Consider the following 26,879-nt stretch of genomic DNA (forward strand, 5'->3'; position numbering starts at 1 on the left):
AACCAAAGATCGACCTCGGTGCCGTCAGTCTTAGTTCCCGTCATGCGCGTCAGACCACTCCAGAAAGCAACGTCTCCGCCGACCGTTAGCTTGGCATCGCAAACATCGCCACCGATCGGACCTTCCCAGGTATTGAACCACGCCTGCAGGCCTGCCTCGTCCTTGCCGTGATAGACGAGCGGCGGTGCCAGCGAAAACTCGACCGAATCCTCGGTTTCGTAGGAAAGTGCGCCCTTGGCATCTTTTTCGCCGAGCGCGGAAGCGCGCATCGTCAGCATGGCGATAATCGCCTCTTCTTCGATATTGACTTTGGTTTCGTTGCTCATTGACCGTTCTCCTGTGCTGTTCAAGCAGAGGACGAACGGGGGAACGACAATCCGACACCGACACACGAAGCTAGTGGGAATTTCGCGCCTTCACCTTCAAGGTGTCGATATGATGTCCCGCGGCTAAATCGCAGGCTTCGGATTGTCGCGGGGATCCGGACCGCCGCCATGGGCGAACTCGTTCGCCGCGTCCGGTGGGCAGCTTGAAGTCGATGGTCAGGACTTGCAGAACCAGAATCTTCGACGTGATACGCTGAGGTTGTGCCTTCGTCGTCCGGGCTTTTGAAGTCGCGGCCTTCGAATCGCCGCGTCCGACCTTCGGTATCTTGGTCGCATTCACTTTCTTCGACGTCTTCGAGGACTTCGCCGCGACCGCGCCGCAAGCGCGACAGGGGCACGCTTCTCATCATTGACGCCGATCACTTCAAGAAGATCAACGATTCCTACGGGCATCTCAACGGTGATCAGACGGCACCAGCTGATCTGGTCTCGCGCCAATCGGGATTGAGATCCGGCCGCGGCCCCGCGTGGGGCCAATCGGCCGCAATGAGAAAGCCGGCAGCAGGCATCGAGCCTGCTGCCGGCGTCAAGGCGATGAGACGATGATGCAAACGGCTGTTAATTCGACCTCTAAACACGAATTATATTGAGGCGCAGAGCGCTGACGACTGCCTGCGTTCTCGTGGAGCATCCCAGCTTCTTGATCGCGCTGCCAATGTGATTATTGACCGAATTTTCTGACAGATCGAGAAGTTTCGCAATTTCATTGCCCTTCTTACCGCCGGCAGTCAGTCTCAGGCAGTCCAGTTCGCTTGGCGTAAACTCGATGGGCTTGTGTTTCTCGTTCAATGTGAGCTGCGAGAGTCGGTCGTAGATGAGCGTGGCGATGAACAGGAGCTTCGCCATTTCGATCATGCTGAAATTCCGTGGCCCCGAAATCGACATCGCACCGCGTCCACCCGCGGCATCGTGAACCGGAAAATAGGCTCCTTTTTCCATCCCATATCGGTTGAACAGCTGAATGACCGTGGATTTCTTGCCTTCTCCACGATTGGTATTGATCGCCTCGACATCATAATTGAACGCGCTGGTTGATCTCAACATCCGGCGGATGACCGGACTGTCGATCATCAGATTATGGGCGTCATAGTAGTCCACCATTTCCGCTGGCCAGTTGGTGATGATCTTAGTTGCGCCGATTTCAACGATGTCGACAGTCGGGAGTGTCATGAATAGGAAAGCATTCATTCCAAGGTCCTGAGTGAGACCCTTCATATATTTGAACACTTCGTAGTGCGTGTTGAAGCCTGCGGCGACTTCCTCAATTCGATTGAATTCGGCCTCGAGCTTCATGTCTTTCTCCGATCAGCAGTCGCGCCCGGGCGCTTGGACTGGTGTGCCTAGCGAATCCGCTTGCATCGGAAGCGGATTCTACACGCATAGACGACAATGCAACATGGATTCGAGGGGACAATTACATGGCCCGTGAGGTTGCGTAGTGCGGCGATTAATTCTTAACAACTGGTAAACACATCTTCCAATTTCGTGATGCAAAGAATGCGGAAAAATGCCCGAAACAAGCATTCAAAGCCGCCCTCGCGAAGTCTTTCTCCGCGCAGAAATGCTCAAAATATGTTCTTACAACTAACTGATTTCAGTTACATATTTATCTTTTGCTCGTTCAACTCGAGGGAATCAAATTCAGGAAACACGCGGTTAATGGATCCTTAAAGATTTTAATAGATTTTATCTTCAGATTGCTCGTCCAATGCGACCGCGTGGGGGTGGAAGCAGTCGCTCTCTTAGTCTTGAGTGGGGGAACAGCATGACGGGAATAGCATTCGGCTTCGGATCTGATGCCAAGGCCATACTAGCCGCGATGAACCGGTCACAGGCCATTATCGAATTCGACCTCACCGGCAAGATCCTAAAGGCCAATGCAAACTTCTGTGCCGCACTCGGCTACGAATTGTCTGAGATCGTCGGCCAGCATCATCGGATGTTCGTCGAGCCGGCAGAAGCCTCTTCCAACGACTATCGCGAGTTCTGGGCTAGACTCAATCGAGGTGAGTTCGACCAGCGTCAGTACAAGCGCATCGGCAAGGGGGGCAAGGAGATCTGGATCGAAGCCTCCTACAACCCCGTCATCCGCGGCGGCAAACCCTACAAGGTTGTCAAGTTTGCAACCGACATCACGGCGCAAAAGCTCAAGGCCGCCGAGGATGCCGGCAAACTGAATGCACTTTCTCGCGCCCAAGCGGTCATCGAGTTCACCCCGAAGGGCGAGATCCTGTCGGCGAACGAGAACTTCCTGACCGCGCTCGGCTATCAGCTCCCGGAAATCCAGGGCCGGCACCATTCGATGTTTTGCGACAGCGCTTACACCAGCAGCGATGACTATCGCCGCTTCTGGCAACGTCTGGAAGGTGGCGAATTCGTGACTGACGAATTCCTGCGCATTGGCAAGGGCGGCAAGAAAATTTATATCCAGGCTTCGTACAACCCGATCTTCGACATGAACGGCAAGGTCTTCAAAGTCGTCAAGTTTGCAACTGACGTGACTGCCCGCGTGAACAATGTCGACCAGTTAGCAGGGTCTTTGCAGGCTCTGTCCGATGGGGATTTGACCCAGGAGGTCGCAACCCCATTCATCCCCACGCTGGAAAGGCTCCGGATCGACTTCAACGCGGCGACCAGCAAGTTGCGAAAGGCGATGCAGGGCGTGTCGGAAAATGCAACGGGCATCGCTGCCGGCGCCCAGCAAATTCGTTCCGCCTCAGACGATCTGTCAAAGCGAACGGAACAGCAGGCCGCATCCGTCGAGGAAACTGCGGCCGCCCTCGAAGAAATCACTACGACTGTCGCCGATTCCAGCAACCGTGCCCAGGACGCCGGCCAACTGGTGCGAAAGACACGCGATAACGCCGAGCGCTCCGGCACGGTGGTCCGAAGCGCAGTCGATGCGATGGGGAAGATTGAAACATCGTCCGCGGAAATCGGCAATATCATAAGTGTGATCGACGAGATCGCCTTTCAGACCAATCTTTTGGCGCTCAATGCGGGCGTCGAGGCGGCACGCGCCGGCGATGCCGGCAAAGGTTTCGCGGTCGTGGCGCAAGAAGTCCGCGAACTGGCCCAGAGATCAGCGAAAGCGGCAAAGGAAATCAAGGAGCTGATCACGGCGTCCAATGAGCATGTGAAAAGCGGGGTCGCTCTCGTAGGCGAGACCGGCAAGGCGCTGGAAGAGATTGTCGCCCAAGTCAACCAGGTCAACGCAAACGTTATCGCAATCGTCGAAAGCTCAAAGGAACAGGCGACGGGATTGAAAGAAATCAACACGGCCGTAAACACCATGGACCAAGGCACGCAGCAGAATGCAGCCATGGTCGAGGAATCGACGGCCGCTGCTCACAGCCTCGCTAGAGAGGCTGATGCACTTTTCCAGCTGCTGGGTCAGTTCAACATTGGAGGCGGCATGACCTCACGTCAAATGCGCCCGGTCGTGGCAACTGCCGCGTCCAAGCCCGCCATATCGGCGGCGCGGACAATGGCCGCTAAGGTGACCGCTGCCTTCCATGGCAACGCCGCACTCGCCGGCGGTGAGTGGGAGGAGTTCTGATGAACGAGCAGCGGCAACCGGTTCGTCCTGAGCGTGATGGGTCTGAGATCAGCACCTTTTCTTAGCACTCAATTTTCACCAACGAATTTACATTAAACTGTGGCACGTCGCAGAGTATGTCGTGCGTTGGCTGCCGCGATCGCGTTGAGACGGCCCCAGATCAGGCAAAGGGCAGCGTGAGATCGAAGAATACCTCGGACACCCCACTTAAAGGAGGTTGAGATCAGAGATGTTGCGAAAGCTCCAATTAAAGCGAGAACTGTTAAGCTAGCCGACCTGCTCCACCACCAACGTCCCCGCCGGAAGCGGTCGGATGAGAGACTTTGCCGAAACCGCTGGGTCGAGCCAATCAGCCCAGGCGTTGCGCTCTAATATGACGATCTGCCGATCGTGATAGGGCGCGATGTCCGGTCCCGGCTCCATTGTCAGCATGGTGAAGGCCTGGCCGACCTCCGACGTCTCGCGCCAGATGCCGGCGATGCAGAAGATCGGCTCATCCTTCTTCGTGAAGAGCCATTTGTCCTTACGCTTCTTTTTTGGGTCCTTTGGGTCGGTGAACTCGTAAAAGCCATCGGCAATGATCAGGCAGCGGTTGGAGTCGAACTCCCGGCCATCGGACCGGAAATTATAGACCGGCCGCTTGTTCGGTCCCGGCCAGCTCCAGCGCCGCTGCACGAGCTCTGCCTCGTCGCGCTTGCCATCGACGGGTCGCACAATGGGGCCGACGTCGGTGATCTTGATGTCCTCGCGCGCTTCAAGGTTGGGCGCGCCTTCACCGAAACGAATCTTGATCTTCAGGTCGGCGAAGTCCTCGACGATCGAGGCAACGTCCACCATCAGCCGATAATCATTGCACATGCATCCTCCGTCTCAGGTCTGGTTGTCTTAAAGGAGCGTTCCTGATATGTTCTTTATATGATGAGCGCGAAGGTTTTCCAGTCCGACGCGCCGCTCGACGAGCGCCGCGTCATCATAAGGCGCCATGACGGCGATGTGGAGATGGTGGAACTGCCATGGGGGCTGCGTCCGCGCAACGGCGGTCCACGCGCTGTGAACGTCGTTCGATCGGAAGGAAGGACATTTCCAACCCACCGCTGCCTGGTGCCGGCGTCGGAGTTTTGCCACAGGAGCTTCAGTTTCTCGCTCGCTAACGGCGACTGGTTCTATTTCGCAGGGATCTGGCGACCGGCAACCCCCGATTGGCATGAGGCCTATGCCATCCTGACAATCGAGGCGAATGCCGATATCGCGCCATTGCACGACCGGCAAATGGCGGTTCTCACCCGCGATCAACGCTTGGTCTGGCTCGACGGGCTTGTCCCCGAAGAGAAAATCCTGCGGCCCCTGCCGGCAGGGACATTTCGGGTCAGGCGTCATTCAACCCCTCCTGTTCAGACAATGCTGCCCGTCTAAAGCGCCAGCCGCAGCTGCGGTTCCGCGATAGCTGCTCGACGTTCCAGCGACGACAGGGATACGCCGAGCAGACGTATCCCTTTTCGCGTCGGAAAGAGGGGCGCGAGAAGCAGGCCCACCATGTCCTCGAGATCGCCGATTGCCGGTAGTGCTGATGGAAATGTCTTGCTGCGGGTGATCTGGCTGAAGTCGGCATATTTGACCTTGAGGGTCGCCGTCTTGGCACCAATCTCATTGGCCTCGCAGTAGCTCCAAACCTTCTCGATCAGAGGCTGAAGCCCCTCGCGCGCGGGTTCATAGGAATGGATGTCCTCGGCGAACGTGTCTTCGGCGCCCACCGATTTTCGCACCCGGTCCGGTTTGACTTGGCGATTGTCGATGCCGCGGGCGATCCCATAGAAGTACGAACCCGACTTCCCGAAATGCTGGGTGAGAAAATCGAGGGTTTGCTCCTTGAGGTCTGCGCCGGTCTCGATGCCGAGGCGATGCGTCTTCTCGGCCGTTGCCGGTCCCACGCCATGGAATTTCTTGACGGGAAGCTGCTCGACGAAGGCAGGCCCATTCTTCGGCGTGATCACGGCTTGGCCGTTCGGCTTGTTGAGGTCGCTTGCCATCTTGGCCAGGAATTTGTTGTAGGAAATCCCGGCCGACGCATTGAGGCCGGTCACCTGCTTGATCTTAGCGCGGATCTCCGACGCGATCTCGGTGGCAATCTCCATGCCCTTCAGGTTTTCGGTAACGTCGAGATAGGCCTCGTCGAGCGAGAGCGGTTCGATCAGCGGCGTGTATTCGGCGAAAATAGCGCGGATCTGCAAAGAGACGGACTTGTAGACGTCGAAGCGGGGCCTGACGAAGATCAGGTCCGGGCATTTCCGCTGCGCGGTCACTGAAGGCATTGCCGAGTGAACGCCGGACTTCCGTGCCTCGTAACTGGCGGCTGCGACCACACCCCGGGCAGCGGGACTACCGACGGCGACCGGCAATCCCCGCAGCTCGGGATTGCCGCGCTGTTCGACCGATGTGTAGAAGGCGTCCATGTCCACATGCACGATCTTGCGCGGTCGCTCGCTGCATCCCTCATCAGGCATGGTTAGCTTCCATCAGTCCCATCAGCCAAATATGGAGAATGCGCGGTTCCATTGTTACCTGCCGGAGCCTGCACGCCCGCATGCGAAAAAATTCCCATCTCTGCCATCGATTTGAATCCGTTGGCGGAATTACCGGCTTTACATGGCCGCTCAACTTTCGCGGGCCGAGCGCGCATTGACTCATTTTCACTTTGAGAACAAATACAGAACACGTTCCTGTTCCTCAAGTCAAAAACGGGTTGCCGTCAGAAGGAGATCATGACCTCAGCAGTCGCTTCAAATGCAGTTCTTACCGAGTTGCGCGAGAAGATCGCCAATTTGGAAGGGGCAGGGTTGCGCCAACGAAGCGTCTTGCCGTTTGGGGTTGGCGAGATCGATGCGCAGCTGCCGGGAGGTGGATTGGCCTATGGCGCGCTGCATGAGGTGGCCGGCGGTGGAAACGGCGCGATCGACGGGGCGGCTGCCGCCCTCTTCATCGGCGGCATTGCTGCCCGCACCACCGGCAAGGTGGTCTGGTGCCTGACGCGCTTCGATCTCTTCTTTCCCGCACTCGCCCAGGCCGGGCTGCATCCCGACCGGGTCATTTTCGTCGAGGGCGACAAGGAAGAGACCGTGCTTGCGAGTTTCGAAGAGGCGCTGCGGTATGGCGGCCTCGGCGCCGTCGTCGCCGAGTTGGTGCGCCTGCCGATGACGGCATCGCGCCGGCTGCAGCTTGCGGCCGAAAAATCGGGGACATTGGGCCTGGTGATCCGCCGCTGGCGGCGGCAGACGGAAGCCTCCGACTTCGGCATGCCGACGGCTGCGGCAACCCGCTGGCGGATCTCGATGCTGCCGTCCGAACCGCTGCCGGTCGCTGGGGTCGGACGGGCACGATGGCTGGCAGAGCTGATGCGGGTCAAGGCAGGAGAGGGAGGTGAGTTCATCATCGGAGCATGTGATGGCCAGGGTCGTATCTGTCTTTCTTCCGACGCTGCCGACCGACCGGATCAGGCGAGCAGATCCTTCGCTTTGCGTTGAAACGCCGCTGGTGGTGATCGCCAGCAGCGGCTCGAAGCGTTGGATCTCCGCCGCCGATCAGGCGGCTCTCAAGCTCGGCCTTCGCATCGGCATGCCGGCGGCCAAGGCGCAGGCGCTGGTGCAGGGCCTGATCATGATCGATGCGGATCCTGCGGCGGACCTCGCGGCCCTGGAACGGCTGACACTCTGGGCCTTGTCACAATATTCGCCTGTCGTTGCCATGGATCCTCCCGATGGCATCGTCATGGACACGGAAGGGGCCGATCACCTTCAGGGTGGCGAGGAACTGATGTTGTCGGGTCTCGTCAATCGCTTGCGCGGCCGGGGTCTCGCAGCGCGCGCGGCGATTGCCGACACCTGGGGTGCTGCGCATGCGCTCGCTCGGACCAGCAGCCGGGAGACGATCATCGTTGCGCGCGGCGAGACCCACAAGGCCGTAAACCGGTTGCCGCTGTCGTCGCTGCGACTGCCGTCCGAGACCGTTGCGAGCCTCCGGACTCTTGGTTTCGCGACCGTCGGCGATCTCGCCGGCACACCACGGGCGCCGCTGACCCTACGCTTCGGCCCCGAGGTGGGACGGCGCCTTGACCAGATGTTCGGTCGACTTGCCGAACCGCTTGATCCGATCCGGCCGGCGGAACTTGTCGAGGTCCAAAAATCCTTCGCCGAACCGATCAGCGCACCCGAGACCATCGAAAAATACGTCACCCGCCTCGTGCGCCAGCTCTGTCTGCAACTCGAGACGCGCGGACTTGGCGTGCGCCGCGCCGACCTCATCGTCCACCGCGTCGATAACACTATGCAGGCGCTCCGAGCCGGGACCGCCAAGCCTGTGCGCGACATCGCCTGGCTGACGAAACTGTTCCGCGATCGCATCGAGAAGATTGAACCCGGCTTCGGCATCGAGAAGCTCAGCCTTGCGGCCATCCTTGCCGAGCCGCTGATTGAGGCACAGTCGGCGTCGTCGCTCATTGAGGAGCCGATCACCGACGTGACGCCGCTCATCGACGTGCTGGGCAATCGTGGCGGCCAGCGGATTTTCCGGGTCGCGCCGGTCGCAAGCGATGTCCCGGAACGCGGCATCCGGCGGATCGCGCCTACGGCCGATGAGGACGGGGCCACCTGGCCGATGCATTGGTTGAGACCGCCCCGGCTTCTGGCGCGTCCGGAACTGATCGAAGTGATTGCGCTGCTGCCGGATCATCCGCCGGTCTCGTTTACCTGGCGCGGCAAGCGGCGCCGGGTGAAGCGCGCCGACGGTCCGGAGCGGATTTTTGGCGAATGGTGGCAACGCAGCGCCGAATGGATCGCGGTGCGTGATTACTTCGTGGTCGAAGATGATACCGGCGAGCGCTTCTGGATTTTCCGCTCCGGTGATGGCGTCGAAGCGGAAACCGGATCGCACAAATGGTTCCTGCATGGGGTGTTTGGGTGATGCGCTACGCCGAGCTTCAGGTCACCACCCACTTCTCGTTCCTGCGCGGTGCAAGCTCAGCAGAGGAACTGTTTGCGACCGCAAAACTCATGGGCATCGAAGCGCTTGGCGTCGTCGACCGCAACAGTCTCGCCGGCATCGTCCGGGCGCTAGAGGCCTCGCGCGCCACCGGCATCCGGCTCGTCGTCGGCTGCCGGCTCGATCTCCAGGACGGCATGTCGATCCTCGTCTACCCGACCGATCGTGCCGCCTATTCGCGGCTGACGCGGCTGCTGACCTTGGGCAAGGGCCGCGGAGGGAAAGCAAAGTGCATCCTGCATCTCGACGACGTCGCCCTCTATGCCGAGGGCCTGGTCGGCGTTCTCGTACCGGACTTGGCCGATGATACCTGCGCCATGCAGCTCAGGAAGATGGCCGAGGTCTTTGGCGATCGCGCCTATGTCTCGCTCTGCCTGCGCCGCCGCCCCAACGATCAGCTTCGACTGCATGAGTTGTCGGACCTGGCGGTAAAGCACCGGGTGAAGACGGTCGTCACCAATGATGTGCTGTTTCATGAACCCGGCCGCCGCCAGTTGCAGGATGTCGTCACCTGCATTCGCACCGGCACCACCATCGATTACGTCGGCTTCGAGCGCGAGCGGCACGCCGATCGTTATCTGAAGCCCCCGGAAGAAATGGCTCGTCTCTTTCCCACCTACCGGCAAGCGCTGGCGCGCACGATGGAAATTGTTGATCGCTGCAGGTTCTCGCTCGAAGAGCTGGTTTATCAGTACCCCGAGGAGGCGCTGATTTCGGGCATGACGGCGCAGCAGTCGCTGGAGCACTACACCTGGGAGGGCGTCAAGACACGTTATCCCGAGGGCCTCCCGGGGCATGTCGAGAAGACCATCCGCCATGAGCTCGCTCTGATCGAGACGATGAAATACGCACCTTACTTCCTGACGGTCTTCTCGATCGTCCGCTATGCCCGATCGCAGGGCATTTTATGCCAGGGCAGGGGGTCGGCCGCCAATTCCGCCGTATGCTATGTGCTCGGCGTCACCTCGATCGACCCCGACACCAACGATCTCCTGTTCGAGCGCTTCGTTTCCCAGGAACGTGACGAACCGCCCGACATCGATGTCGATTTCGAACATGAACGACGCGAAGAGGTGATCCAGTGGATCTACAAGACCTATGGCCACGACAAGGCGGCACTCTGCTCGACCGTCACGCGTTATCGCGCCAAGGGCGCCATTCGCGATGTCGGCAAGGCGCTGGGTTTGCCGGAGGACCTGATAAAGGCGCTCTCCTCCGGCGTCTGGTCCTGGTCTGAAACGGTCGGCGAGCGGCAGGTCCGCGAGCTTGGCCTCAATCCGGACGACCAACGCCTTGCCCTGACCCTAAGACTTGCCCAGCAGCTGATGGGCGCGCCGCGCCATCTCGGCCAGCATCCCGGCGGTTTCGTGCTGACCCATGACAGGCTCGATGATCTGGTGCCGATCGAACCGGCAGCCATGGCCGACCGGCAGGTGATTGAATGGGACAAGGACGACATCGAGGCACTGAAATTCATGAAAGTCGACGTGCTGGCACTCGGCATGCTGACCTGCATGGCGAAGGCGTTTGCCCTGATCAACGAGCACAAGCATCAGGATCTCGACCTCGCGACGCTCCCGCAGGAGGATCCGTCGACCTATGCGATGATCCGCAAGGCCGATACGCTCGGCACATTCCAGATCGAAAGCCGCGCGCAGATGTCCATGCTGCCCCGCATGAAGCCGCAGACCTTCTACGATCTCGTCATCCAGGTGGCGATCGTCCGCCCCGGCCCGATCCAGGGCGACATGGTGCATCCTTATCTGCGCCGGCGCGAAGGCAAGGAGAAGGTCGAGTACCCGACGCCCGAACTGGAGGCGGTCCTCCACAAGACGCTGGGCGTGCCGCTGTTCCAGGAATCCGCCATGAAGGTGGCGATGGTCTGTGCAGGGTTCACGGGCGGTGAAGCCGACCAGCTACGGAAATCCATGGCGACCTTCAAGTTCACCGGCGGCGTCTCGCGTTTCCAGGACAAGCTTGTGAACGGGATGATCCGAAACGGCTACTCTAAGGAATTCGCGGAGAAAACCTTTTCACAACTCGAAGGCTTCGGCTCCTATGGTTTCCCCGAAAGCCATGCCGCCTCCTTCGCGCTGATCGCCTATGCCTCCAACTATGTCAAATGCCATTTTCCGGACGTCTTCTGTGCTGCGCTTCTGAACTCGCAGCCGATGGGATTCTATGCCCCCGCGCAGATCGTCGCCGACGCGAGGAAGCACAGTGTTGCGATCCGTCCCGTCTGCATCAACCGGTCGCGCTGGGACTGCACGCTCGAGCCCGTCGAAGGCAGCGACCGGCATGCGATCCGCCTTGGCATGCGTCTGGTGCGCGGTCTGGCGACGGCCGATGCAGCGCGCATCGTCGCCGCTCGTGGCGAAGAACCTTTCGCATCCGTTGACGATGTGTGGCGGCGATCCGGTGTGCCGGTCGCCTCGCTCGTCGAGCTTGCCGAAGCGGATAGCTTCCTGCCGTCTCTCCGTCTTGAGCGCCGCGATGCGCTCTGGGCGATCAAGGCGCTGCGCGACGAGCCGCTTCCGCTCTTCACTGCCGCAGCGGAGAGGGAGGCGCGGGCGATCGCCGAGCAGCAGGAACCGGAAGTCGAGCTGCGTCAGATGACCGAAGGCCACGACGTCGTCGAGGATTACAGCCATACCGGCCTGACGCTCCGGCGCCATCCCTTGAGTTTCCTGCGGGTCGACCTCACTAAGCGTCGGATCGTCACTTGTGCCCAGGCGATGACGGCGCGTGACGGGCAATGGCTGATGGCGGCCGGCCTGGTGCTGGTGCGTCAACGACCGGGATCTGCAAAGGGGGTGATGTTCATCACCATCGAGGACGAGACCGGTGTCGCCAATGTCGTCGTCTGGCCAAAGCTCTTCGAGCGGTCGCGGCGCGTAGTGCTTGGCGCCAGTATGATGGCAATCAACGGCAGGATCCAGCGGGAAGGCGACGTGGTTCACCTGGTCGCCCAGCAGCTCTTCGATCTCTCGGCCGATCTGTCAAGCCTTGCCGAGCGCGACGGAGCATTCCGGCCGCCGACCGGCCGGGGCGACGAGTTCGCCCATGGCTCACCCGGAAGTCCCGATTCCCGCGAACGACCGGCGCCGGGACTTCGGCCGAGAGATATGTTCGTGCCGGATCTTCATATCGATACGCTCAAGATCAAGAGCCGGAATTTTCAGTGATCCTGAACGTAGACGACTGGGACTGGGGGTCGAATCCTGTCAAGGCGGAAGCCGCGTTTCGTTACCTGAGTGATAGGTAAATTCTAGGCCCATTCAGTTGTTAGCACGAATAAGGAGGCACGGATGATACACGGCTACTGAGGGGCGCCTATGCTGCCGCGAAGACGTCGGCAACACCCGCGCTCGCTCGGACAGGAGATCTAGCTACCATTGCCGCCACATCCCTGCAAAATCTGCCTCGCCTGTGCGGGCGCCGGTTACCGGCACCCGCTGACAAGGGAAGCTATTCGTATGTTTTGCCTTCAAAGCCCATTACTCCACCGAGCGCCACGTACTTCTGGCCGTCGAACTGATAAAGTTGGAGCGCCTCGATGGGGTAAATATCGGATCCTTCCTTGGTCGTCATTGTGATGCCCTCTTGGAGCAATGGGTTCTTCCACCCGTTCATGTTGTGAACGACTTTCATCAGCTCTTCGCGGGTGGGGTCCTTGAGCTTTTCGAGGGACTGGATGAGCGCGTCGCCGATGGCATATCCGGTCTGGCCAATCGTATTGGCGAAGACGAAGTTCACCTTGGCTGCTTTTATGGCGTCGAGATAGTGATCGACGCCTTCGTCGCCAGACTTCTGATCGCTGGTGATAGGCTTCAGGAAGTCAGATGTAATGATGCCCTTCGCATTATCCAGCCCCACGGATTGAAGGACCGGGTATGCAGAGGAAAGGTTGGTTACCAGGGTCAACGGCTTCCAGCCGCTTTCAGACTGGAAGCGGATGGCTTCGCCTCCCTGGCGCGGAGCAGCGATGATCACCAGGGTGTCAGCGCCGGAAGCCTTCAGGGTGTTGAGTTGGGTCTCGACGGTGGGGTCCTGCGATGTCACCGGCTGGCGTTCGATCACCTTGATGTTCGTTCCGTCGATTGCGCTATCGAAGGCCTTCATGAAGGTCTGACCCGTTTCCGTATTTAGATACAGAAACGCCACCTTCGCATTTGGCTTGTTCGCCTTGAGATATTCGGCGAAGGAATCCGCCTCTGTCGAGAAGGAAGGCACGAAGCCAACTTCCCACTTCGGGGCGTTCAGGGAGACGACACCAGAATACATGAAGAGGTTCGGGACCTTCTTCTGCGTAATGTAACGGCCGATCGCCAGATTGTTTGGCGTCGCCGCCGTGCCTACGAGGGCAAATACCTGGTCTTTCTCTGCCATCTTCCGGACGTTTGCCAGCGTGCGCTGGGGATCAAGACCATCATCTTCGATGATGAGATCGATCTTGCGGGTCTTGCCGTCGCCCATTTTGACGCCACCTTCGGCGTTGGCCTGTTCGACCCGCGCGCGAATTCCTTCGGCGACACCGCCAACGACGGCAACTGGTCCAGTCAGCGGTCCCGTGACGCCAATTTTAATGGTGTCGTCAGTGACACCCGGTTCCGCAGCATTGGCATTGCTGACCGCGAGCAGTGCCGCGACAGCCAGCGGCATTGCGCATCCTTTCAGTGCAGAGATAAATTTCATATCAGTTCCTCCCTTGTTGCAATATGGCGTCGGCTATTCGCCATCCTCCGAAAAGTCACCGAGAGCCATTTTTCGATGAAGCCAGTTACCCCATTGCGCGCGACCATCATGATCAGGATCAGTGCGAGACCGTAGATCAGATTGCCGAGGCTAAGGTTGATGTCAGATGCCCAAGTTGGGACGAAGACCATGAACAGACCGCCGAGAAATGCGCCGACGATACTGGTGACGCCCCCGACGATGCTGCCGATCACGATGTTGATGGACAGGATTGCCAGGAACGACTCCGGGCTGATGAAGCCGCTGATAATGCCGAAAACTCCGCCGCCGACTCCCGCGAGCGCCGAACTGACAGCAAATGCCCATAGCCGCGTGCGTGTCAGGTTGATGCCGAGCGCTTGGGCAATCTGTGGATTATCCCGCTGTGCCCTAAGGGCGCGCCCGTTGTCGCCAAACAGCATCAGCGAGACAAGCAGGGCACCGAGGCCCGCACACGCAAGCGATATGATATAGAGCCACAGCTCAGGGCTATCGGATATGAAGCTCGGAGCTTCGGGGGCATCGATCGGAAGCCCTGACACGCCACCGGTCAAGCTTCCCATCTTGAGCAGCAATTGCGGGAACGCGGCTGCAATGCCGAACGTAACGATGGCGAGCTGCAAGCCCTGAAGCCTAAGCGCCGGAAGACCGATGACCAGCCCGACCACGGCTGCCGCTGCTGCTGCTGCAGGCAGCGTGGCAAGCGGCGAGACGCCGTAGGTGGCGTTGAGGATCGCGGTCACGTAAGCGCCGACGCCGAACAGCGTTCCCTGCGCAAGGCAAATTTGCCCGGCGAACCCCATCAGCAGGTTCAAACCTAAGATGGCGATGGCGTAGGCGATGGCGATCGCCACCTGCTGAAGCGCATATCCCGGCACAAAGACGGGGATAAGGATCGCGACGATCGCAAAGAGACCGAACTTGAGAGCCGCGGCGCGGAATCCGTCATTCATAGTTTTGTCACCTTGTAGGAACCGAACAGGCCGACGGGCTTCACGAGCAGGATGATGAGCGTGAGGGCGATCGGCACGGCGATGCGCATGTCGGCGCCGATGAACGAGAGGTAGCTGGCACCCAAGCTCTCGGCGACACCGACGGCGAGGCCGCCGACAATTGCGCCAAGCGGACTGTCCCAGCCGCCGAGCGTTGCTGCAGCGAGCCCGTAAAAGAGGATTGGCGTCATCATCGTCGGGCTGAGGAAGAGCCGGGGGGCAATCAGGATGGCGGCAAGCGCCCCGATCACAGCGGCAAAGCCCCATCCCAACATCAGCATGCGTTCGACATTAACGCCGACAAGCACGCTTCGAGCATGGTCGAAAGCCGCCGCACGCATCGATAGGCCAAGCCTGGTGAACCGGAAGATAAAGCCCATCGCCAAGGCGATAACAAAAAGGATCGTCAGCGTGCCGATGGCCGAGGCGAGCACGCGAATGGCGCCGATATCCAAGCCGCCGTCAGGGAAGAGGCTTGGGAACGAGAGCTGTTCGGCGCCCCACATCCACATGCAGGCCGCTTGGAAGAGGACGAGGATGCCAAGTGTGATGACGACGATTGCCTCCACGGGAGCGCTCATCATCGGCCGGATAATGACTCGGAAGGTCACGATCCCTATACAAAAGGCGACGACGAGGCTTGCGAGGACGGCGAGCCAGAGCGGTACACCCCACTGCATCAACTGCCACGCGACATAAGCGGAAAAGGTCGCCATCTCGCCCTGCCCGAAATTGACGACGTTGGTTGCCCTGAAGATGAGGACGAGCGCCAAGGCCAGGGCCGAATAAATTGCGCCCGTGGTCAAACCGCTGACGGCGAGCTGGAAGAAGAGGCTCATCAGGCAACTCCCAGGTAAGATTTCTTGATGTCTTCGTTGTCGATCAGCTCGTTTGCCGCACCGCTCGCGACGATCTGGCCGGCCTCGATAACCAAGGCCCGATCGGCATATTGAAGGGTGATGTCGACATTCTGCTCGACCACGAGCAGCGTCATGCCATGATCCTTGTTGAGCGTCTTGAAGATCGCCAGGATTTCCTGAGTGATCGAAGGGGCGAGCCCGAGCGATGGCTCGTCGCACATCAGAAGCTTCGGACGAGACATGAGCGCGCGTGCAACAGCCAGCATCTGCTGTTCCCCACCGCTAAGGTTTCCCGCAAGCTGATCGCGCCGTTCACGCAGACGCGGGAATGTCTCATACCAGCGTTCCTTGTCCTCCTTCACCTGTGATCGGTTCGACACGATCGTTGCACCGAGAGACAGGTTTTCATCGACCGTAAACTCGGAGAAAGTCCCGCGTCCTTGGGGTATGTGAGCAATGCCGAGCGCGAGGCGTTTCTGTGCGTCGATCTTGTCGAGCGCCATTCCAGAAAAGGCAACCGAGCCTTTGAATGGGAGCAGTCCGGAAACGGCACGCAGCAGCGTCGTCTTCCCAGCCCCGTTGGAGCCGAGCAGGGCGACAAATTCGCCTTCTCCCACTGAGAACGAACAGTCGAACAGTGCCTGCGTCTTGCCGTAGAATACGGAGAGGTTCTTGAGATCCAGTGTCATGCCGCCTTCCCGAGGTAGGCGGCAATCACCGCGTCGTTGGACTTGATTTCGGAAGGGGTGCCTTCGGCCAAGTTGCGACCCAGATGCAAGACAACGATCCGGTCGCAAAGGCTCATGACCAGCCCCATGTGATGCTCGATGAGAAGAATGGAGAGGTTCCGCTTGCGTCGGATGCCATCGACGAGCGACCCAAATTCGTGGACCTCGCCGTGCGTCAGTCCGCCGGCGGGTTCGTCAAGCAGAAGAATTTTAGCCTCGGCGGCAAGCGCGCGAGCGATCTCCATACGCTTCTGCAGGGGATAGGAAAGCGATCCAGCCGCGCGCGCGGCGAGCTCGACCATGCCGACCTCTTCAAGCACCGCCATCGCCTTCTCGCGTGCGGACTGTTCCTCCGCCCTTATCCGAGATGGAGCGAAGATCGCTTGAGCGAACTTGCCGCCAAACCGGTGATGCGCCCCGAGCATGACATTCTCCAGAACGGTCATCGAGGCATAGATGCCAAGGTTCTGGAAGGTCCTCGCGATGCCCATTCCGATCATCTCGCGCGAAGCGACGCCTTCGAGTGGCCGGCCGTCAAGCATGATCGATCCGCTTGTGTAATTTACGAGCCGGGTCGCCGCGTTGAGAAAAGTCGATTTGCCTGCTCCGTTCGGCCCGATCAAGCCACAGATTTCTCCCGCCTTCACGGAAACCGACACATTCGTAAGTGCCTTTACGCCGCCAAATTGTACGGAGACATCCCGCGCCTCGAGCACAAGGCGCACCTCGGCGATGCTGCTATCGTTCAATGATTTCCTCCTCCCGAGGCGGTCTCTTCGCGGCCTGTCCATTTCTCTTATTGACAGCCAATCCCGCTTTGGATACCTATCAGTATCCGAAGACGTTTCGGTATGTCAAGCGCCAATCGTATCTCGATTGCTCCACTGCAACGTCCTGAGAATGCATGCCGCCGGGTTGGAGAACATGGTGGCGGATTGGAAGACCCGCGACGCGGGTGAGGGAGGAAATCAATGACTGGAACGCACACCGAACTGACCGGCGAAAATCTCTACAGGGACCCCTATCCCGTCTACGCGAGGCTACGCGCGGAGCGGCCGGTGGCTTTCTTCGAGGGAACAAAGGAATATTTCATCACGCGGTTCGACGACTGCCGCACGATCGGCGGCAACGACAAGGTGTTCGGTCCGTCGGGTTCGGCTGACCGCCCCGAAGCCCGCGTCATGGGCATGCCGAACGTCCTGACCATGTCTGGCGAGGATCATCAGTGCCTCCGCCAGGGTATCGACGAGAATCTCACGCAGGAACGCGTCCGCTCGTTCGTCGAAGGTCTGACGCGCCCGGTCGTGCAGCGTTATATCGACTTCATCAAGAAGAATGGTGAAGCGAACCTGACGACTGAACTCTTCGAGCCAATCTCGGTGCGATGCATTGGCGACGTCATCGGACTGACGGAGACGCCAAACGAAACCCTTGTGGAGTGGTTTCACGCGATGGCGCTGGGCCTGCAGAACGTCGGCAATGATCCGGCCATATGGAAGCGATTGGACGATGCGCTCGCCGACATCGACGGGCAGATGGGTGATCTGTATCAGGCGTGCCTGTCGAAGCCCAACCACTCGCTGCTCAGCCATGTCATGTACGGCGGCATGCCAAAGGGCGAGGTTCGTAGCTGGGAGGAAATTTCTCCGACCATGCGCGTCATCATCCTCGGTGGCCTACAGGAGCCGGGCCATGCAGCGGCGAACGCCTGCGCGGGTCTTCTTTCGAATCCCGACCAGGCGAAGCTTATGGCCGAGCAGCCGCAGGAAAACGCGATGCGCGCCTTCGATGAGGGTTTGCGCTGGATCGCCCCGATCGGCGTAACACCGCGCATCGCCAAAGAGGACTTCGAGATCGCCGGCACGGTCATCCCAGAGGGGGCATCCGTCGCTATCGTCATGGGGTCGGCCAACCGTGACGAGACGCGCTTTGAAGATGCCGATCGTTTCGACATGCTCCGCAAGAAGAAGCCGCACCTGTCATTCGGCTTCCGTCCGCACTTCTGTTCCGGCCACTTCCTGTCGCGTGCCATGGGCGAGATCGCGCTTACCGAGGTGTTCCGGCAGTTGCCCGATCTTCGTCTCGATACGTCGCGGGAGATCAAGGGCAAGGGCTGGCGGTTCCGTGGCATCTCCGACCTTCCTGCGAAGTGGAATGCATGATGTCTTTGATCATCGACTGCCACGGCCACTTCACGACAGAACCACCAGAGCACCATGCCTTCCGAACGGCGCAAGTCGCCTATACGGAAGGCAAGTCCTCCGAGCCACCGATCTATCCGGGAATACCCGACAAGCAACTGCGCGACATTATCGAGGCGAACCAGCTTAAAATTCAGCGCGAGCGCGGTTCGCACGTGACGCTTCTCAGCCCGCGCGCGTCCGGCATGGGGCATCATGTGCCGGGGCTGCCAGTCGCCAAGGAATGGTCGCGCCTGTCGAACGACAATGTTGGCCGGATCGTCGACATGTTCCCGGATAATTTCGCGGCCGTCTGCCAGCTTCCTCAGACAGTCGACGGCGACCTGTCGGCGGTCATAGAGGAGTTGGAGCGCTGCGTAGAGAACGGCTTCGTCGGATGCAATCTCAACCCCGACCCATCGGGCGGGCGTTGGAGTGCCCCGCCGGTCTACGATCCATGGTGGGATCCGATGTGGGAGGCCATGGTCGCCCTTAAGGTCCCGGCGATGATCCACGTTTCGAGTTCCTGCGAGCGCTGCCTCCATATGACGGGCGCGCACTACATCAACGCGGACACGGCGGTGTTCATGCAGTTGATTCAGGGAGACTTGTTCGAGCGCCACCCGGAACTCAAGCTCATCATACCGCACGGAGGCGGGGCGGCGCCTTACCACTGGGGCCGCTACCGCGGCCTGTCGATCATGCTCGAAAAACCGAGCCTCGACACGCACCTGATGAACAACCTGTTCTTCGACACCTGCGTCTACCATCAGGCGGGCATCGATACGCTCTTCAGCGTCATCGATATCAAGAACATCCTTTTCGGCTCCGAGCTGCTGGGTGCGGTCAAGGCGATCGACCCGGAGACGGGGCATCCTTTCGACGACACCAAGAGATACATCGACCAGCTCGCGCTTGGTGACGAACATAGGCACGCGGTCTTCGAAGGAAACGCACGCCGAGTCTACCCGCTTCTGGATGAGCGGCTGCGCAAGCGCGGCCTTTGAATCTCGAAATTGTCAGGGAGAATGCATATGGCTTCCAGCCAAAGTCTAAGCCTCGCAGGCGGGGCACAAGGGTTCAACTGGCTTCCGGTCTTTGTGGCCGAGGAGCACGGCATTTTCGCGAAGCATGGCTTGGTGATCGAATACAAGAAGCTGGGCACCGTCGACAAGGCAACCACGGCCGTGCTGGAGGGCGAAGCCGATCTCGCTATCACCCCGCCGGAAGGTGCCGTTTCGAACTTCGTCAAAGGTGGCGAGCTCAGGGTCATCGCCTCAAACTCAAACCGCCTGCCGATGTCCATGGTCGCACTGCCTTCGATCAAGTCGATCAAGGACCTGAGGGGCAAAAAGGTCGGCACCTCGTCGCTCACAGAGGGTACGGCGATCTACACGCAGATGCTCCTTTCCAAGGAAGGGCTACAGTATCCCGGCGACTACGAGTTCGAGCTCGCCGGCATCCACACCAAGCGTTGGGAAGCTCTGCAGGCGGGGGAAATCGACTGCGCGCCGCAGCCTGCGCCATGGAATTTCCTCGCCGAACGCGAAGGCTACAACCTGATCGGCGAGATCAATGATGTCATCCCCGAGATCGTCTTTGCTGCCGTCATTGGACGCAAAAGCTGGTTGGACGGCAACCGCGATGTCATCGTTCGTTTCCTCAAGGCGCTGTTCGAAGCCTATTCGATCACCAACGACCCAAGCCGCGAAGAAATCATGCTTCCGATTTTCCAGCGAATTACCACGAAAGACGACACCGAACTCGCCTCGCGCGGCCTTTGCTACATGCGCGACATGGGCATGTGGCCCGGCGATCTGTCCATTCCGCAACGTGCCATGGATACCACGGTCGACTTGATGATCCGCGCCAAGCTGATTGACGAAGCAACCAGATCCAGCGCCGCAGGCGTGTTTGATCGCAGTTTCCTCCAAGGCGCGGTCGGCTGGTTGAAACACGTTTGATTGCATCTCGAGAGGTTCCCAATGAAAGTAATGACCAAGACACCGCGGACGGATCGCGAGACATGCGAAGCCTTGGGTGGGCTCGGCGTCGCGACTGTCCACGAAGCGCAAGGCCGTAGGGGATTGCTGGCCCCGCATCTGCGCCCCGTGATCGAGGGCGCGCGCATCGGGGGCACGGCGCTCACATGCGAGGTGCCACCGGGTGACAACTGGATGATCCATGTCGCCCTTGAGGTCGCGCAGCCCGGCGACATCCTGGTTGTCACACCCACCTCGCCGTGCATGGACGGATATTTCGGCGATCTCCTCGCGACATCGTGCAAGGCTCGCGGAATTCTGGGACTCGTGATCGACGCCGGCGTACGCGATGTCGCTGATCTGCGGTCCATGAACTTCCCTGTCTGGTCCAAGGCGATATCGGCTCAAGGCACGGTCAAGGAGACGCTCGCGAACGTCCAGGTCCCCGTGGTCTGCGCCGGAGCCTACATCGAGCCGGGCGACGTCATTGTCGCTGACGACGACGGCATCTGCGTTGTCAAGCGCGACGAGGCCGCGATGGTCCTCGAAAAAGCGCGCAAACGCCACAAAATGGAAGACGAAAAGCGCGGTCTCTACGAGCAAGGCCAACTGAGCCTCGACATTAACAACATGCGTCCGCAGCTTGAGGCGAAGGGCTTGATCTATGAATAGGGCAACGGAACTGCGCATACCCCGGCGCGTCGTCACAGGGATTAGTAACGGCAGGTCAGTGTTCATCAGCGACGGCCCCGCACCCAATGCCCATGTGTACGATTCTGTGCCGGGCCACCTTACCTCGGTCCTTTATGCAACTTCGGCGAAACCCAGCCTTCCGCAGGGTCATGCGGAGCAGGCGCCGCCGCAAATCCTGATCACCCCCGAACCGGGCCAGACGAAGCTGATGATCGTCGTCTTCCCGCCAGACTCGGTATTCGCGACCGTCGATCTGGCGGCCGCGTTCGAGGAGCAGGCGGTGCACATCCCGGGCCTGATCCAGGCGTTCGAGCCCGACGCCCCCGGTATGCACACCACCGACACCGTGGATTACGACATTGTCCTCGACGGCGAGCTCTGGCTCGAACTCGATGACGGCGCCGAAACGCTCCTGAAGCAGGGCGATGTCGTCGTCCAATGCGGCACGCGCCACGCCTGGCGCAACAAGAGCGACAAGCCCGCGACCATGTGCTTCGTCCTCATCGGTGCTGAAAGAGAGTCGTGACAATGACGCGGGAGGATCACAATCGCTTCTTTGACTGCGTCATCGTCGGCGGCGGACACGGCGGCGCGCAGACAGCGGCCGCGCTCAGGCAGTCCGGCTTCACGGGAGGCATTGCCCTGATCGGCGCAGAGCCGGAAGTCCCTTACGACCGCCCGTCGCTTTCGAAGGAATATCTTGCGGGCAAGAAATCGTTCGACAGGATGCATCTCAGACCGGAGGATTTCTGGTCGACGCGACAGGTGGAACTGATGTTGGGCAGGCGCGTGACCACTGTCGATGCCGCAGCCCATGTCGTCGTGACGGACCTCGGCGAACGCTTCTCCTACGGCACGCTCGTCTGGGCTGCCGGTGGTGAACCGAGGAAGCTTTCCTGCCCCGGCAGCGAGCTTGCCGGAATCTGCTATCTCCGAAACAAGGCGGATTGTGATGCGCTCGTCAAAGTCCTTCCCGACTCCGAAAGGATCGTTATCGTCGGTGGCGGATATGTCGGCCTCGAAGCGGCAGCGGTGTTTCGAGAGATCGGCAAAGAGGTGACTTTGGTCGAGGCTCTCGACCGCGTTCTCGCACGTGTGGCGGGCGAGCCGGTATCGAGGTTTTACGAAGCCGAGCATCGCGCACGTGGTGTCGATGTCCGCCTCAATAGCGGCGTCCGTTCTCTGGAAGGGTTGAACGGCCGCGTAACGAACGTGCTGCTTTCGACAGGCGAGACGATCGCGGCCGATATCGTCGTGGTCGGTATAGGCATTATCCCTTCGGCCAGCCCGCTGATCGAAGCGGGCGCGGAAGGCGGAAACGGAGTGGATGTCGACGAGTTTTGCCGGACGTCTCTGCCGGATATTTACTGCATCGGAGACTGCGCTCGGCTGAGACATGGTCGTGGCATTCGCATCGAATCTGTGCAGAACGCGACGGATCAGGCGACGACCGCCGCGAAGGCGATCTGCGGCGAACTCAAGCCCTACGAGGCGACACCCTGGTTCTGGTCCAATCAATACGATTTGAGGATGCAGACCATCGGTCTCAACTACGGCTTTGACAGCGTGGTGACGCGCGGCAATCCCGCCAGTCGGAGCTTCAGCGTTATCTATCTGAAGGACGGGGCGGTCCTGGCCCTCGATTGCGTCAACGCATCACGCGACTACGTGCAGGGACGAAAGCTTGTCGATGGCTCGGCGAGGATCGACCGCGACGCCTTGGCCGACGCATCCAAACAACTCAAGGAACTTAGCCCCGAAGTGCCGTGAGGCATTCGAGGCCCGGAATGAAAGTGGAGGAAAAGGTCTATGATATCAGTGCGTACGCGGGATGGAGAGCTGCATAGTTTCGAGGGAAGGGTGGGCGCTTCGCTGATGGAGAACATCCGAAGCGCGGGCTTTGATGAGCTGCTTGCAATGTGTGGCGGGTGCCTTTCCTGTGCCACCTGCCATGTCTACGTCGAGGAACTACCGAAGAGCGTAAGCCTGGCAGAGCCCTCGATCGACGAGAGTGAGTTGCTGGAAGGCTCCGACTACCGCCAGGAGAACTCGCGGCTTTCCTGTCAGATCCCCTTTGACGAGACTCTCAGTGGAATCGTCGTTCGCATTGCCCCCGAAGATTAACAAATAGATCCGCTCGCATCACGGGCGGATTTCAAGGATTATTTGGCAATGTCGCCGGGCTAACGAGTCAATGCACGGGGGTAGGCTGGAGCCCCAGCATGCTTTATTCGGCGCCTCGGCGTGCACTGGCCCTATGCGTTACTTCGCCATCAAGGATAAACCCATATGTCGATAGCCACTTTCGCGATCGCCACGGTCATGGCGGGCGGCTTTTGGATTGACTGTCCAGAGCGCGCAACGGCGAGCCTGCCCGTGAAGGTCTTACGGCTGCCGCGCAACATGTATGTTTCTTTGAGAAAATCCCTTCAGTCGGAAGCGGAGATCATCAAGCTCTCAGGCCAGCTTCGGAAGCAGGCCGTTGACCGACTCTTTGGCGTCGCCGTAGTACATGCGGGTGTTTTCCTTGTAGAACAGCGGGTTCTCGATCCCGGAATAGCCGGTGCCCTGGCCGCGCTTGGAGACGAAAACCTGCTTGGCTTTCCAGACCTCGAGCACCGGCATGCCTGCGATCGGCGAATTCGGACCTTCCTGTGCGGCCGGATTGACGATGTCGTTCGAGCCGATGACGATGACGACATCGGTCTCATGGAAGTCGTCGTTGATCTCGTCCATCTCCAGCACGATGTCGTAAGGGACCTTGGCTTCCGCGAGCAGGACGTTCATGTGGCCAGGCAGGCGACCTGCGACCGGATGGATCGCAAAGCGCACGTTCTTGCCGGCGGCGCGCAGCTTGCGGGTGAGTTCCGAAACCGCACTCTGGGCCTGAGCGACCGCCATGCCGTAACCCGGAACGATGATGACCGAGTCGGCATCGTTGAGCGCTGCGGCAACGCCTTCGGCATCGATAGCAACCTGTTCACCTTCGACGACCATCGCCGGGCCTGAGGCATTGCCGAAGCCGCCAAGAATGACCGACAGGAACTGGCGGTTCATTGCCTTGCACATGATGTAGGACAGGATCGCGCCCGACGAGCCGACGAGCGCTCCGGTTACGATCAATAGATCGTTGCCGAGCAGGAAGCCCGTCGCCGCGGCCGCCCAGCCGGAATAGGAGTTGAGCATCGAAACGACGACCGGCATATCGGCGCCGCCGATGGCCATGACGAGATGAGCGCCGATGATAAAGGCGATCAGCGTCATCAGGTAAAGCGTCCATGAACCCGCGCCATTCATGTACATAATCATCAGAGCAAGCGACACGAGCACCATCAGGATGTTGAATATGTGCCGGCCGGACAGGATGAGTGCCTTGCCGCCGATGCGGCCGGAAAGCTTGCCATAGGCGATGATCGAGCCGGTGAAGGTCACCGCACCTATGAACACGCCAAGGAAGATTTCTGCTTCATGGATGATCTTTTCCGCATTGCTGGCGAATTCATGTGTCGTCATGTCGGAGTTGAGGCCGATCAGCACAGCAGCAAGGCCCACAAAGGAGTGCAGCGCTGCAACGAGCTGCGGCATGCCGGTCATTTCGACGCGCTGTGCCAGCAACGTGCCGACGACAGCACCAACGACGAGCATGATGATCAGGACGACGGAAAGCGCGACGCCCGGCCCGAGGATGGTCGCGAGCACGGCTATTGCCATGCCGGCGATGCCGTACCATACGGCGCGCTTGGCGCTTTCCTGACCGGAAAGACCGCCGAGCGAAAGGATGAAGAGGACGGATGCGGCGATGTAGGCCGCGGTCTGGATACCGATAGACATGATTCTTATCCCCTGGGCGGAGTCGTCACGACTTTTGGAACATGTTCAACATGCGCCGGGTGACCATGAAGCCGCCGACGATGTTGATGGTGGCGATCGCCACCGAAACGGCGGCAAGGGCGGTCACCAGCCAGCCGCCTGCAGTGACCTGCAGCAACGCACCGATGATGATGATCCCGGAAATCGCGTTGGTCACGGCCATCAGCGGGGTATGCAGCGAATGGCTGACACCCCAAATGACCTGGAAGCCGACGAAGCAGGCAAGCGCGAAGACGATGAAGTGGCCCATAAAGGCCGACGGTGCATAGGCGCCGATAAGCGCCGTCAGAAGGCCGCCGACGACGAGCAGGCCGATCTGCTGCTGCGTTGCCGACTTGAAGGCGGAAGCTTCGGCTGCACGCCGTTCTTCCAGCGTTAGCTCCTTTGCCTTTTCTTGTCGTTTCTGGGCGGCAATCGCTCGGATCTTTGGCGGCGGTGGCGGATAGGTGATCTCGCCCTGGAACGCCACAGTGGCCCCGCGAATAACATCGTCTTCCATGTTGTGGATGAGAACGCCATCCTTCTTCGGGGTCAGGTCCGTCATCATGTGGCGGATGTTCGTCGAATAGAGGGTCGAGGCCTGCGCGGCCATGCGGCTCGGGAAATCAGTATAGCCGATCACGGTGACGCCGTTCTCCGAAACGATCTTCTGGTCCGCAACGGTCAGGTCGCAATTCCCGCCGCGTTCCGCTGCAAGGTCGACCACCACGGAACCCGGCTTCATCGCGGCGACCATGTCGGCAAGCCAGAGCTTCGGGGCGTCGCGGCCCGGGATCAGCGCGGTGCTGACAACGATGTCGATGTCCGGCGCGATCTCTCGGAACTTTTTCAATTGCGCTTCGCGAAATTCGGGGCTCGACGGCGATGCATAGCCACCCGTCGCCGCGCCGTCCTGCTGCTGTTCCTTGAAGTCGAGGAAGACGAATTCGGCACCCATCGATTCGATCTGCTCGGCCACTTCCGGTCGAACGTCGAACGCATAGGTGATGGCGCCGAGCGAAATGCTGGTGCCGACGGCGGCAAGACCGGCGACGCCGGCACCAATGACCAGAACCTTGGCCGGCGGGATCTTGCCGGCCGCGGTCACCTGACCGGTGAAGAAGCGGCCAAAATTATTGCCGGCCTCAATCACGGCGCGATAGCCGGCGATGTTGGCCATGGAGGACAGCGCGTCCATCTTCTGGGCGCGCGAAATGCGCGGTACCATGTCCATGGCAACCACGTTCGCGCCGATCGTCTTCACCTGCTCGAGAAGTTCCTTGTTCTGCGCGGGATAGAAGAAGGAGATCAGCGTCTTGCTTGCCGAAAGCCTTGCTATGTCGCTCGCTTCGGGCGGGCGCACCTGAGCGATGACGTCTACGCTTGCATAAAGTGCGTCAACGCTGTCGACGACCGTAACGCCAACTGCGCGATAGGCGTCATCGGAGAAGCCGGCGAGTTTGCCGGCGCCCGTTTCGACGGCACATTGATATCCGAGTTTCTGAAGCTGGGTGGCGCTGTCCGGCGTCATTGCGACGCGTGCTTCCCCCGCAAGCCGCTCTCGTGGCGAACCTATGAACATGTAAGCCCCTATTTTCCAGAATACGATTGTCAGTACACGACGACGCCGCGGATGCTTTGACCGGAATGCATGAGTTCGAAGCCGTTGTTGATGTCTTCGAGCGGCATCGTATGGGTGATCATCGGGTCGATCTGGATCTTGCCTTCCATGTACCAGTCGACGATCTTCGGCACGTCGGTGCGGCCACGCGCGCCGCCAAAGGCGGTGCCCATCCAGCTGCGGCCGGTGACCAGCTGGAACGGGCGGGTGGAGATTTCCTGGCCGGCACCGGCCACCCCGATGACGACCGACTTGCCCCAGCCG

At 59.9% G+C, this 26,879-nt stretch carries 23 protein-coding genes and 2 pseudogenes; 13 read left to right on the forward strand and 12 right to left on the reverse strand.

Annotation, left to right across the window (positions count from 1 at the left end):
* The coding region (locus tag BLP23_RS32435) for a YybH family protein (RefSeq protein ID WP_092588762.1) at positions 1–326 on the reverse strand (326 nt) is incomplete at its 3' end.
* Between the two features lie 375 nt (positions 327–701).
* Between BLP23_RS32435 and BLP23_RS32440 the strand changes: the two are divergent.
* Positions 702–792: pseudogene (locus BLP23_RS32440) on the forward strand (diguanylate cyclase domain-containing protein); the annotation flags it as partial.
* 164 nt (positions 793–956) lie between these two features.
* Here the strand turns inward: BLP23_RS32440 and BLP23_RS32445 are convergent.
* Positions 957–1,679 (reverse strand): LuxR family transcriptional regulator, encoded by a 723-nt coding sequence (locus BLP23_RS32445; protein WP_092588763.1) that lies wholly within the window; start codon positions 1,677–1,679, stop codon positions 957–959.
* 472 nt (positions 1,680–2,151) lie between these two features.
* On the opposite strand from BLP23_RS32445, the gene BLP23_RS32450 reads away from it, so the two are divergent.
* Positions 2,152–3,945, forward strand: coding sequence for a methyl-accepting chemotaxis protein (locus tag BLP23_RS32450; RefSeq protein ID WP_092588764.1), 1,794 nt, complete (start codon positions 2,152–2,154; stop codon positions 3,943–3,945).
* Between the two features lie 267 nt (positions 3,946–4,212).
* Here BLP23_RS32450 and BLP23_RS32455 read toward each other — a convergent pair whose 3' ends face one another.
* Positions 4,213–4,803 (reverse strand): SOS response-associated peptidase, encoded by a 591-nt coding sequence (locus BLP23_RS32455; protein ID WP_092588765.1) that lies wholly within the window; start codon positions 4,801–4,803, stop codon positions 4,213–4,215.
* A 57-nt stretch (positions 4,804–4,860) separates the two neighbouring features.
* Here BLP23_RS32455 and BLP23_RS32460 point away from each other — a divergent pair, with 57 nt between their 5' ends.
* Positions 4,861–5,358, forward strand: a complete 498-nt coding sequence (locus BLP23_RS32460) for an SOS response-associated peptidase family protein (RefSeq protein ID WP_092588766.1) — start codon at positions 4,861–4,863, stop codon at positions 5,356–5,358.
* Here the strand turns inward: BLP23_RS32460 and dinB are convergent.
* The gene (gene dinB / locus BLP23_RS32465; protein ID WP_092588767.1) at positions 5,355–6,446 is read right to left on the reverse strand and encodes a DNA polymerase IV; all 1,092 of its coding nucleotides are present in this window, start codon (positions 6,444–6,446) and stop codon (positions 5,355–5,357) included. The two genes, BLP23_RS32460 and dinB, sit on opposite strands and share 4 nt — an antisense overlap.
* 258 nt (positions 6,447–6,704) lie before the next feature.
* Between dinB and BLP23_RS32470 the strand changes: the two genes are divergently transcribed.
* Genes BLP23_RS32470 through BLP23_RS32480 form a run of 3 tightly spaced genes read left to right on the forward strand, consistent with a single transcriptional unit; the run spans position 6,705 to position 12,161 of the window.
* A complete protein-coding gene (locus BLP23_RS32470; RefSeq protein WP_092588768.1) occupies positions 6,705–7,463 on the forward strand; it encodes an ImuA family protein in 759 nt (252 codons plus the stop codon).
* The gene (locus tag BLP23_RS32475) at positions 7,384–8,898 is read left to right on the forward strand and encodes a Y-family DNA polymerase (protein ID WP_167364059.1); all 1,515 of its coding nucleotides are present in this window, start codon (positions 7,384–7,386) and stop codon (positions 8,896–8,898) included. The genes BLP23_RS32470 and BLP23_RS32475 overlap by 80 nt, the downstream gene beginning before the upstream one ends.
* On the forward strand, positions 8,898–12,161 hold the full coding sequence (locus BLP23_RS32480) for an error-prone DNA polymerase (RefSeq protein ID WP_092588784.1): 3,264 nt from the start codon (positions 8,898–8,900) through the stop codon (positions 12,159–12,161). The genes BLP23_RS32475 and BLP23_RS32480 overlap by 1 nt, the downstream gene beginning before the upstream one ends.
* 283 nt (positions 12,162–12,444) lie before the next feature.
* On the opposite strand, the gene BLP23_RS32485 is transcribed toward BLP23_RS32480, so the two are convergent.
* From BLP23_RS32485 to BLP23_RS32505, 5 genes are read right to left on the reverse strand one after another with little or no spacing between them, the layout of a single operon-like run.
* Positions 12,445–13,671, reverse strand: a complete 1,227-nt coding sequence (locus BLP23_RS32485; protein WP_092588769.1) for an ABC transporter substrate-binding protein — start codon at positions 13,669–13,671, stop codon at positions 12,445–12,447.
* Positions 13,668–14,663 carry a branched-chain amino acid ABC transporter permease gene (locus BLP23_RS32490; RefSeq protein WP_092588770.1) on the reverse strand — a complete coding sequence of 332 codons (996 nt, stop codon included), beginning with the start codon at positions 14,661–14,663 and terminating at the stop codon, positions 13,668–13,670. The genes BLP23_RS32485 and BLP23_RS32490 overlap by 4 nt, the downstream gene beginning before the upstream one ends.
* Positions 14,660–15,541, reverse strand: a complete 882-nt coding sequence (locus BLP23_RS32495) for a branched-chain amino acid ABC transporter permease (RefSeq protein ID WP_092588772.1) — start codon at positions 15,539–15,541, stop codon at positions 14,660–14,662. The genes BLP23_RS32490 and BLP23_RS32495 overlap by 4 nt, the downstream gene beginning before the upstream one ends.
* Positions 15,541–16,251, reverse strand: coding sequence for an ABC transporter ATP-binding protein (locus BLP23_RS32500; RefSeq protein WP_092588773.1), 711 nt, complete (start codon positions 16,249–16,251; stop codon positions 15,541–15,543). Before BLP23_RS32500 ends, BLP23_RS32495 begins: the two co-directional genes overlap by 1 nt.
* Entirely contained in the window at positions 16,248–17,039 is a 792-nt protein-coding gene (locus BLP23_RS32505) for an ABC transporter ATP-binding protein (RefSeq protein ID WP_092588774.1), read from the reverse strand. The genes BLP23_RS32500 and BLP23_RS32505 overlap by 4 nt, the downstream gene beginning before the upstream one ends.
* A 222-nt stretch (positions 17,040–17,261) precedes the next feature.
* On the opposite strand from BLP23_RS32505, the gene BLP23_RS32510 reads away from it, so the two are divergent.
* From BLP23_RS32510 to BLP23_RS32540, 7 genes are read left to right on the forward strand one after another with little or no spacing between them, the layout of a single operon-like run.
* On the forward strand, positions 17,262–18,452 hold the full coding sequence (locus BLP23_RS32510; RefSeq protein ID WP_092588775.1) for a cytochrome P450: 1,191 nt from the start codon (positions 17,262–17,264) through the stop codon (positions 18,450–18,452).
* Entirely contained in the window at positions 18,452–19,477 is a 1,026-nt protein-coding gene (locus tag BLP23_RS32515; RefSeq protein WP_092588776.1) for an amidohydrolase family protein, read from the forward strand. Before BLP23_RS32510 ends, BLP23_RS32515 begins: the two co-directional genes overlap by 1 nt.
* Positions 19,478–19,504: 27 nt before the next feature.
* Positions 19,505–20,434, forward strand: a complete 930-nt coding sequence (locus BLP23_RS32520) for an ABC transporter substrate-binding protein (protein ID WP_092588777.1) — start codon at positions 19,505–19,507, stop codon at positions 20,432–20,434.
* A gap of 21 nt (positions 20,435–20,455) precedes the next feature.
* Positions 20,456–21,124 (forward strand): 4-carboxy-4-hydroxy-2-oxoadipate aldolase/oxaloacetate decarboxylase, encoded by a 669-nt coding sequence (locus BLP23_RS32525; protein WP_092588778.1) that lies wholly within the window; start codon positions 20,456–20,458, stop codon positions 21,122–21,124.
* 58 nt (positions 21,125–21,182) lie between these two features.
* Positions 21,183–21,671 carry a cupin domain-containing protein gene (locus tag BLP23_RS32530; RefSeq protein WP_324613850.1) on the forward strand — a complete coding sequence of 163 codons (489 nt, stop codon included), beginning with the start codon at positions 21,183–21,185 and terminating at the stop codon, positions 21,669–21,671.
* A gap of 2 nt (positions 21,672–21,673) precedes the next feature.
* Positions 21,674–22,915 carry an NAD(P)/FAD-dependent oxidoreductase gene (locus tag BLP23_RS32535; RefSeq protein ID WP_092588780.1) on the forward strand — a complete coding sequence of 414 codons (1,242 nt, stop codon included), beginning with the start codon at positions 21,674–21,676 and terminating at the stop codon, positions 22,913–22,915.
* Positions 22,916–22,954: 39 nt separating this feature from the next.
* Complete coding sequence (locus BLP23_RS32540) at positions 22,955–23,269, forward strand: 2Fe-2S iron-sulfur cluster-binding protein (protein ID WP_092588781.1); 315 nt, start codon at positions 22,955–22,957, stop codon at positions 23,267–23,269.
* A 333-nt stretch (positions 23,270–23,602) separates the two neighbouring features.
* On the opposite strand, the gene BLP23_RS32545 is transcribed toward BLP23_RS32540, so the two are convergent.
* From BLP23_RS32545 to BLP23_RS32555, 3 genes and pseudogenes are all read right to left on the reverse strand, one after another.
* Positions 23,603–24,976, reverse strand: coding sequence for an NAD(P)(+) transhydrogenase (Re/Si-specific) subunit beta (locus tag BLP23_RS32545; RefSeq protein WP_092588782.1), 1,374 nt, complete (start codon positions 24,974–24,976; stop codon positions 23,603–23,605).
* A gap of 25 nt (positions 24,977–25,001) precedes the next feature.
* Positions 25,002–26,576, reverse strand: coding sequence for a Re/Si-specific NAD(P)(+) transhydrogenase subunit alpha (locus BLP23_RS32550; protein WP_092588783.1), 1,575 nt, complete (start codon positions 26,574–26,576; stop codon positions 25,002–25,004).
* Between the two features lie 29 nt (positions 26,577–26,605).
* Positions 26,606–26,879, reverse strand: a pseudogene (locus BLP23_RS32555) (S-(hydroxymethyl)glutathione dehydrogenase); the annotation flags it as partial.

Source organism: Rhizobium mongolense subsp. loessense (assembly GCF_900099775.1).
Taxonomy (GTDB): domain Bacteria; phylum Pseudomonadota; class Alphaproteobacteria; order Rhizobiales; family Rhizobiaceae; genus Rhizobium; species Rhizobium loessense.